This is a genomic window from Clavibacter sp. MX14-G9D (assembly GCF_032917815.1).
Lineage (GTDB): Bacteria > Actinomycetota > Actinomycetes > Actinomycetales > Microbacteriaceae > Clavibacter > Clavibacter michiganensis_K.
Genome location: NZ_JAVCVL010000331.1, coordinates 1 through 1,996, shown reverse-complemented (window position 1 = coordinate 1,996; position 1,996 = coordinate 1). Strand labels below are relative to the sequence as shown.

The 1,996-nt window shown below is 78.0% G+C and carries 1 protein-coding gene and 1 pseudogene; both read left to right on the top strand.

Features of this window, described 5'->3' with window-relative positions; translation table 11 throughout:
- Window positions 1–193: 193 nt before the first annotated feature.
- Window positions 194–1,585 carry an ABC transporter substrate-binding protein gene (locus tag Q6969_RS15305; protein WP_396335565.1) on the top strand — a complete coding sequence of 464 codons (1,392 nt, stop codon included), beginning with the start codon at window positions 194–196 and terminating at the stop codon, window positions 1,583–1,585.
- Window positions 1,585–1,996, top strand: a pseudogene (locus tag Q6969_RS15300) (ABC transporter permease); the annotation flags it as partial. The gene Q6969_RS15305 and the pseudogene Q6969_RS15300, both read left to right, overlap by 1 nt.

Genomic DNA, 1,996 nt, shown 5'->3' with positions numbered 1-1,996 from the left:
CACCCGCACCCCCACCCGCCCCCGCACCCGCGCCTCCCGCCCGGCCCGACCCACCCGATCGGCCCGCCCGGCCCGCTCCACCGCGCTCGCCGCCCTCGCCCTGGCGTCGACGCTCGCCCTGAGCGGCTGCTTCGCCGCGAGCCCCGGCTCCACGGCCGCGTCGGCGGACGGCGACGGCCGCATCCGCCTCGCGATGCTGCAACCGCCCCGCTCCGGCCTCACGCCCCTCAGCGACGACGCCTTCAAGCTGGCCCGCTGGAGCACGGCCGAGACCCTCGTGACCCTCGACGACCTGGGCGACGCCCAGCCGCTCCTCGCCACCGGCTGGACGCGGACCGACGACCTGACCTGGTCCTTCGACGTGCGTCCCGCCGTGCCCTTCCACGACGGCACGACCCTCACCGCCGCGCAGGCCGCCGCCTCCCTGACGACCGCCGCGACGGCGAGCCCGAAGCCGCGGATCCTCGACGGCGTCGACCTCACGGCGACCGCGGACGGCGACCGCGTCGTCGTCCGCACGGCCACCCCCGACCCGCTCGTGCCGCAGCGTCTCTCGAGCCCCCAGCTCGCGATCCTCGCGGCCTCGGCCTACGCCGCCGACGGCACGGTCTCGCCCGTCGGCACCGGCACGGGGCCGTTCCGCCTGACCGCGGTGGACGGCACCTCGTCCGCCACCCTCGACCGGTTCGACGGGTACTGGGGCGGGCGCGCCGCCGCCGCCGGCATCGACGTGCGCTTCGTCCCCGACGGCACGGCCCGCGCGGCCGCGCTCCGCACCGGGACGGCCGACGTGGTCGAGGCGATCCCCGTCGGGCAGGCCGCGCAGGTCGACCCGGCTCTCCTCCACGAGGTCGCGATGCCGCGCACGAACACGCTGTACCTCAACACCCGCACGGGGCCGTTCGCCGACCCCGCCGTCCGCGCCGCCGCGCAGGCCGCCGTCGACCGCGCCGCCCTCGTCCAGGGCGTCTACGAGGGGCGCGCCGACGCCGCCGAGGGGCTCCTCGGCCCGGCGCTCCCGTGGGCCGCCGACCTCCGCGACGACGCCTCCTACCGCGACGCCGTGGCCGCCCGGGCGACGCCCGCGCGGGTCGACGGCGTCCCCATCACGCTCGGCACCTTCACCGACCGGGCCGAGCTCCCCGAGGTCGCCGTGCAGCTCGAGCAGCAGCTGGAGGCGGCCGGGTTCCAGGTGACGCAGGACGTGCGCGAGTACCAGTACATCGAGGCCGACGCGCTGGCCGGCCGGTTCGACGCGTTCATCCTGTCGCGCGCCACGGTGCTCGACTCGGGCGACCCCGCCGCCTACCTCTTCAGCGACTTCGCCTGCGCGGGGTCGTTCAACATCTCCCAGGAGTGCGACCCGGCCGTCGACGAGGCCCTCGCCACGGCGTCCGCCCTCCCGGCCGGGCCCGAGCGCCGCGCCGCGATCATGCGCGTGGAGGCGCTCGTGCTGGCCGACGACGCCGCGGTGCCGCTGCTGCACGAGCGCGTGATCCAGGGCGAGGCCGCCGGGGTGTCGGGTGCCGTGCGGGATCCCCGCGAGCGCGCGCTCATCACGGTCGACACGCGCGTCGACGGCTGATGCGCGGCGCGCGCGACGGGCTCGTCGTCGGGGCATCCCGGGTCGTCGCGATCGGCGGGGTCGTCGCGCTCGTCGGCGCCCTGCCGTGGCTGTCCGGACGCTCGCCCGAGTACACGATCCTCCGCGCGCGCTACGCCGACCTCGAGGCGACCCCGGAGGCCCTCGCCTCGGTGCGCGCCGAGCTCGGGCTCGACCGCGGGCCGCTGGCCGTCTCCCTCGACTGGCTGGCGGGCGTCGTCCGCGGCGACCTCGGCACCTCGTGGATCTCGGGCCGCCCGGTGCTGCCCGGCACCCTCGACGCGCTCGGCGTCTCGCTCACGCTCATGGCGTCCGCGGTGGCCGTCGCCCTCGCGGTCGCGGCGCTCCTCTGCGTGCCCGCGCTGGTCGACGCGGCGCGCGGGCGCCGCAGCC

Coding starts and splice junctions, on each gene's coding strand:
- Q6969_RS15305 (WP_396335565.1), top strand. CDS start 194: ATGCTGCAACCGCCCCGCTCCGGCCTCACGCCCCTCAGCGACGACGCC.